At 38.9% G+C, this 7024-nt stretch carries 4 protein-coding genes; all 4 read right to left on the bottom strand.

All coding sequences use genetic code 11. The annotated features are described in order from the left end of the window. Positions 1 to 153: 153 nt before the first annotated feature. Positions 154 to 2022, bottom strand: coding sequence for a helix-turn-helix domain-containing protein (locus GJS40_RS02000; protein WP_270895726.1), 1869 nt, complete (start codon positions 2020 to 2022; stop codon positions 154 to 156). A 258-nt stretch (positions 2023 to 2280) separates the two neighbouring features. After that, positions 2281 to 4491 (bottom strand): catalase/peroxidase HPI, encoded by a 2211-nt coding sequence (katG, locus tag GJS40_RS01995; RefSeq protein ID WP_270895724.1) that lies wholly within the window; start codon positions 4489 to 4491, stop codon positions 2281 to 2283. Between the two features lie 247 nt (positions 4492 to 4738). Continuing rightward, a complete protein-coding gene (locus tag GJS40_RS01990) occupies positions 4739 to 6079 on the bottom strand; it encodes a cyclic 2,3-diphosphoglycerate synthase (protein ID WP_270895723.1) in 1341 nt (446 codons plus the stop codon). 113 nt (positions 6080 to 6192) lie between these two features. Continuing rightward, on the bottom strand, positions 6193 to 6909 hold the full coding sequence (locus GJS40_RS01985) for an NAD-dependent protein deacylase (protein ID WP_270895722.1): 717 nt from the start codon (positions 6907 to 6909) through the stop codon (positions 6193 to 6195). Between the last annotated feature and the right edge of the window lie 115 nt (positions 6910 to 7024).

Raw genomic sequence — 7024 nt, 5'->3', positions numbered from 1 at the left:
TTTTGTAAATGTTGTGTGGTAACTTCATTTTACAATAAAGGGCGATTTTTTTGTGCACATTTTTCAAAATGAGAAATAGAAAAGGGACTCCAAAAAGTCAGTTTCTACTGACTTTTTGGACAGCCCCTTTAATAATGATTGAAAAATGGGGTATTATTTGACGTTCCATTCTCCCAGTGCAATTAATGATTGAATAACAAGTAATAGTTCATGGCAAACATCGGCATCTCGAAGGTCTTTTTTAAGTAATTCCTCTATTTTCCGAATTCTATGTCGTAGTCCTCCTATGGATAAGGAAAGATCAATGGTTGTTTGCTCTAATTTCCTGCCGTTTCGTAAATAATAATAAAGCGTTTTTAGTAATTCGTCGGCATTTTTACTGTTAAAGATAGGACTTAATTCCTTCTCCGCTAACAACCTTATTGCTTTTTTATTTTTTGAACTAATTAATATCCCTAAAATGCCTAAATCATTGAAAAAAGTAACATTATCATTATTGCCTAAACCTAGGGAAGTGTGAGCTTCTTCCACATACTTATTAATATTTTGAATATCTTTCCCTACATCACTGATTCCAATAAATATTTGAATTTTTTGTAATTGACTTTTCAGATAAGTATAGAAGTCGGTCATTAATTTGTGTATATGTTGATTATCAAAATTGTCTGCAGTGATATAAGCGATTAATTTACTGTCATCGTGACCTACTAGTACGTTCAGATTCTTCTTGTTAAAATAACGGGTTGTATATTCGTAAATTTGTTCATACAATTTAAATTCTTCTTCGATAGAATTTTCATTGTATTTATAATCAATCATCATGATATAAAATGGCTTTGTTAAATCTATCCCTATAAAATTACCACGTTTAATAATTTCATTTTTAGGTAAGCTGCCGTCGATAATTTTTTCTAGAAAGTTGCCTTTCATCCGTTCAAAAGATTCAAACTCTGTTTTTTCATTCAGTAATACAAGCGAAACGGCGTTACTAAATCGATCTAATAATATAAAATCTTTTTCAAAGCTTTTTTCAACACTACGATCATAGACATCATAGACAAAGTAACAATATCCAATCACTCTTTTTTGGACAATAATGGGGGTAACAAGTCGTTTTTGTATTTCGGTTGTAATCGTTTTTCCCTTGAATCTCCCTTTGTAATTTTTCTGACGTAAAGTACCTTCTTTCATTGATTGTTCCATATCATTTGTCAATACTTCATACTGTTCTTCTGTTAATCCAGTATATGTTATTTTTTCAGACTCAGTGTTTTCAATGATAATAGGGATATTAATAATCTCAAAAGCTTTATCTGCAAGCTTTTTCAAATCACTGCCACTAGCTATTTTTTCAGTTAATTGTTTTTGAAAATCGGCTAACTCTTCAAGGAATTTTCGCTGTTCCAGGAGTTGATCGTACGTATAACTTAATTCATTAATAATCGTTTGTCTTTTGAAAAGATTGAGATCTTCTTCTTTATCATTTTCCCATTGTTCTATCGTCTTGATTACCCAACTACACTCTTTGTCACCGCAACCTACACAAGTTAATTCTTTCGCTAAAAGTGTTTTCTTTAAAATGGTGGACATATAACCACTTGCGTAACCAGTGAGTGTATGACACACTGGTGTATTCGAAAGACCTTGCATTTTGCGGTATTCTCTCGCTTCGTAACTATCGAGCCAAACACCTTGGCCTAAAACGGAAATGACTTTTTTATCTCTGTTTAACTGGACCCTACATTGGTGATTGATTCCTGAGATGTGACCATTTTTAATATGGAGTCTAGGTCCGTACTTAATCATTGCTTCAATAGGTAAATTTTTCTTAAGCGCTTTTTTACCGTCTTTTACACCCATTTCCCAACCAAAATGAAACAAAAAACTTTTCACTCTATTTTCTCCAATATTTTTCTTTAATTGGTCAAATAGAATTCCAAAGACAGAAGAAGAAGTAATAATTTTTCTATCATTATTAGTTTCCTCTATAGAATACATTTCTCTAGGAACTTTAATTTCCATAAAAACCCACCTTTTTAAAACGTTTTCATCATTTCGTTGATAAAAAATAAGGATTTATTTTTTTATCATATCAAATAATCTTTTTCAATTGCAGATGGATACATTATTTCTTGAAAGGGAAGAGTACTAGCAAATTGGAGGAGGTTCTCCTTGTTTATACTTCCTTTGATTCGAAGGTGATTCATTCGTTGACAATCTGCTGACACAAAAGCAGCCCCCAACTCTTCACAATATAGTGAAAAGGAGGGGGCTGTGATATTACGCCTTCATGCTTTTTTCAACATCTCGTGCGGTAAGGTCGAAGCGATCTGCATTCATCACTTTCACCCATGCGGCGATAAAGTCTCGGACGAATTTTTCTTGATTATCGTCTTGTGCATATACTTCTGCAATGGCGCGTAAAATGGAGTTCGCACCGAAAACGAGGTCAACTCTTGTTGCTGTACGAACAACTTCTCCCGTCTTCCGGTCCCGTCCTTCGTATATGCCACCTTCAAGAGGCTTCCATTCAATCCCCATGTCAAGAAGATTGACGAAGAAGTCGTTAGTGAGCGTGCCAACTCGTTCAGTGAATACACCGTGTTCTGTACCACCCCAGTTTGTTCCGAGAACACGCATACCGCCAACAAGAACTGTCATTTCTGGTGCTGTGAGGTTGAGAAGTTGTGCTCTGTCGACAAGCAGTTCTTCTGAAGTGACACTGTACTCTTTCTTTTGATAGTTAATGAAACCATCAGCGACAGGTTCTAATACTTCAAAGTTCTCTATATCTGTTTGCTCCTGCGTTGCATCGCCTCTTCCCGGGGCGAAAGGAACAGTGATGTCAAAACCAGCTTTTCTAGCAGCTTGTTCTACCGCCGCGCTACCACCTAATACAATGAGATCAGCAATACTTACTTTTTTCTCGAGATCATTTTGAATTTCTTCATATACTTGCAGGACACGTTGTAGTTGTTCTGGTTGATTCACTTCCCAATCTTTTTGTGGGGTAAGTCGAATGCGCCCACCATTAGCACCTCCGCGATGGTCCGAACAACGGTACGTGCTTGCTGCTGACCATGCGGTAGAGACGAGTTCGCTAATGGTAAGACCAGAGCTGAGGATTTTTTCTTTTAATTGTCCAATTTCTGAATCTGATAATTCGTAATCTACAGTTGGAATTGGATCTTGCCAAATAAAATCTTCTTCTGGTACTTCCGGACCTAAATATCTTGATTTTGGTCCCATGTCACGGTGTAATAGTTTAAACCATGCTCGAGCAAAAGCTTCACGTAATTCTTCCGGATTTTCATAAAAATGGCGGGCAATCTTTTCGTATTCTGGGTCAAAACGTAATGCCAAATCTGTCGTCATCATCATCGTCGGTACCTTTTTTGTCGGATCTTCAGGATCTGGCGCCATGTCTTTCTCATCTTGGTCTACAGCAAGCCACTGCCACGCACCAGCAGGACTTTTTGTAAGCCACCATTCATATTCAAATAACTGCTCTAAGAAATTGTTATCCCACTTTATTGGGTTGGAAGTCCAAGCACCTTCAATTCCACCTCCGATGGCGTCACGACCTTTTCCAGTACCGTACGTGCTTTGCCATCCGATTCCTTGTGCTTCGAGGGGGGCTGCTTCTGGTTCAGGACCGACATGCTTAGGGTCTCCTGCACCGTGGGTTTTACCAAATGTATGACCACCGGCAATAAGAGCAACTGTCTCTTCATCAGTCATTCCCATACGTGAAAAAGTTTCGCGAATATCGTGGGCTGCCGCAATGGGATCGGGTTTTCCATCCGGCCCTTCAGGATTTACATAGATGAGTCCCATTTGAGTAGCGGCTAGGGGATTTTCCAGTTCGCGTTCACCTTCGTAACGCTTATTGTCAAGCCATTCTGATTCACCGCCCCAGTAGATGTCTTCTTCGGGATGCCAAATGTCCGTTCGTCCTGCGCCAAACCCGATTGTTTTGCCGCCCATGGCTTCAATGGCAACATTTCCGGCGAGGAGAATTAAGTCAGCCCAAGAAATTTTGTTCCCGTACTTTTTCTTAATCGGCCATAGTAAGCGACGAGCTCTATCAGTAAGAACGTTATCCGGCCAGCTATTTAGCGGTGCAAAACGTTGGTTTCCAGTTCCGCCGCCACCGCGACCATCGCCCATGCGATAAGTACCGGCGGCATGCCAAGACATGCGAATAAACATTGGGCCATAATGACCGTAATCTGCAGGCCACCAATCTTGGCTATCTGTCATTAACTCTTTCAAATCTTCCTTTAATGCGTAATAATCCAATTTTTCAAACTCTTTTTGGTAATGAAACGCTTCGTCCATTGGATTTGACTTCGTATCGTGTTGTCTTAATATGTTTAAATTTAACGCATTTGGCCACCAGTCCCGGATGGCTGAACCACTCGTTTTTTTACTCGTCGTACTTCCGTGAAAAGGGCACCCTTCAAAATTCGCATTGTCTTTCGTTTCCATTACCAATTCCCCTCCTCATACACTATATATAAAAATAATTCTTACTTTGTAATTATAACAAATAACATTCTAAATGTGTAGGTTATTTCAGAATTGTTTGAATAAAAAACAATGCGCCTCCCCAAGTATGATTATAATCTTCAAATGTAATAAAATACCTTCCATTTTTTTCATTTTGTTATCACGACCATCGATGGGGAAGATAAAAAAAGTCGCGTTAACATCCACGCGACTTTTATAGATAAGATTATACTAAATTAGGCTTTTGGATAAATTCTTTTAAAATTTCTTCTAAGTTTGGTCCGTCTACTTCTTCTAAATCATAGTGGACCCGTGTTGACGGTTTATTAATGGAAATGACGCGAGTTAAATCAATCGGTGTCCCGATGATCACAGCATCACAATCCGTATTGTTAATTGTTTCTTCTAAGTCTTTTAATTGTTGTTCCCCGTACCCCATGGCTGGAAGAACCTTACCGAGGTGTTTGTATTTATTAAAGGTTTCGGTAAGTGTACCGACTGCAGATGGACGTGGGTCAACGATCTCTTTCACCCCTAAACGTTCTGCTGCAACGGTACCGGCTCCTAAAGCCATTTCTCCATGGGTGAGTGTCGGTCCATCTTCTACGATGAGCACGCGTTTTCCAGCAACAATTTCTGGTTTGTCGACTTTAATGGTAGACTCTGCTTTAATAATTTTACTATTTGGATTCGCGGCTTTAATATTATTTTCAACAATTTCGATCGCTTCTTTTTTCGCACTATCCACTTTATTAATAATCGCCACATCAGTGGTACGTAAACATACTTCTCCCGGGTAATAGTTCAATTCGTGTCCTGGACGATGTGGGTCTAAGACAGTGATAGCTAAATCCGGTTCGATGAAAGAGAAGTCATTATTTCCTCCGTCCCATAAAATGACATCGCAACCATCAGGATCATTTTCTGCAGCTTCTAAAATATCGGCATAGTCAACACCAGCATAAACAATGTTTCCTCTTGCTACATGTGGTTCATACTCTTCCATTTCTTCAATGGTACAGTGATGTTTCTTCAAATCTTCTACGGTTGCAAAGCGTTGCACCCGTTGTGCGTTCAAATCTCCATAAGGCATCGGATGTCTGATGGCTACGACTTTTAAATGATGTTCTAAGAGCGTTTCAATAATTTTTCTTGACGTTTGACTTTTGCCGGTTCCAGTTCGTACCGCACAAACAGAAATGACTGGTTTTTTACTTTTTAACATCGTGCTGTTTGGCCCGAGCAAGGTGAAGTTAGCTCCCGCGGCGTTGACGATGGCACTGACGCTCATCACTTCTTCGTAACTGACATCACTATAGGAAAACACACATTCATCAACTTCTAACGCTTTAATGAGTTCCGGTAGTTCCTCTTGGGAATAAATTGGGATACCGTCTGGATACAATTCCCCTGCCAATTCACTTGGGTATTTTCGTCCATCTATGTCTGGAATTTGTGCTGCAGTAAACGCAACAACATTATATGCTTCATTGTCACGATAATATACGTTAAAGTTATGAAAATCTCTTCCTGCTGCACCGATAATGATAATATTTTTCTTGTTCATAGCACTCTCTCCTATTTTTCCAACGACTTGATTATAATAATAACCTTTTATGAATAAAAATACAATAGCAAATGATAAAAAAAGTGTAAAAAATTTATTGTGCGCAATTACCTCTATAAGTATTGAGCCGTTTCCGTGAGTGCTTCACCAATTTTTTTGTCGTGAATAACAAGGTCAGCTATTGTATCTAACGGTGTTTTTTCTTGGTTAATGATGACAAGAGTTGCGCCATTTTGCTTTGCGATTTGAGGAAAAGTAGCAGCAGGAGTGACGGTAAGGCTTGATCCGAGAACGATGAAAAGTTCCGCTTGATTCGTTTCTGTTTCCGCGGTGATTATAGCTTCTTCTGGGAGCATTTCACCAAATAGCACGACATTTGGTCGCAAAAAGCCGCCGCATGTTTGACAAGTTGTTTTATCCTGTAAATACAAGTCCATACTTTCTTGTCGTCCACAGTCATGACATCGTAAAGAAGTGAGATTTCCGTGCAATTCCGCCACATTTTTGCTTCCCGCTTTTTGATGCAGACCATCGACATTTTGAGTGATGATGCTTTGCAGAAGTCCTTTCTTTTCCCAATGAGCAAGCTCTTTATGTCCAGCGTGGGGTTCTACTTGTTGGAGCGCTTCAATTCTTGTTTTATAAAAAGCGTAGAAATCTTCGCGGTAATGAGTGAGTGCCGTTGTACTTGCTAGTTTTGTAGGGTCTTTTTGTTTCCACAAACCTGTCTTGGAGCGAAAATCCGGCAGGCCGCTTTCTGTGGACATACCAGCTCCAGTAAAGATAACCGTATGATTGGATTCTTTTAACCATTGACTGAATTTTTCCACTTGTATCACCTCAACTTATGTTCTTCATCTATTTTAGCAAAAGATAATAAAAGGAAGAATGTTGTCAAGTTGCGTCAAGTCTTTTTGTTTGGACTGGCAAAGCGTATAATAAGGG

It is taken from the genome of Aliibacillus thermotolerans (genome assembly GCF_027853235.1).
In the GTDB taxonomy this organism is placed as follows: Bacteria; Bacillota; Bacilli; order Bacillales; family Marinococcaceae; genus Aliibacillus; species Aliibacillus thermotolerans.
The sequence above is the reverse complement of the archived record's forward strand: the minus strand, read 5'-3'. Positions and strand labels throughout refer to the sequence as shown.

Bases quoted from the DNA above. Each gene is read 5' to 3' on its own strand.
- GJS40_RS01990 (WP_270895723.1), bottom strand. From the start codon at position 6,079: ATGAACAAGAAAAATATTATCATTATCGGTGCAGCAGGAAGAGATTTT.
- GJS40_RS02000 (WP_270895726.1), bottom strand. From the start codon at position 2,022: ATGGAAATTAAAGTTCCTAGAGAAATGTATTCTATAGAGGAAACTAAT.
- katG (WP_270895724.1), bottom strand. From the start codon at position 4,491: ATGGAAACGAAAGACAATGCGAATTTTGAAGGGTGCCCTTTTCACGGA.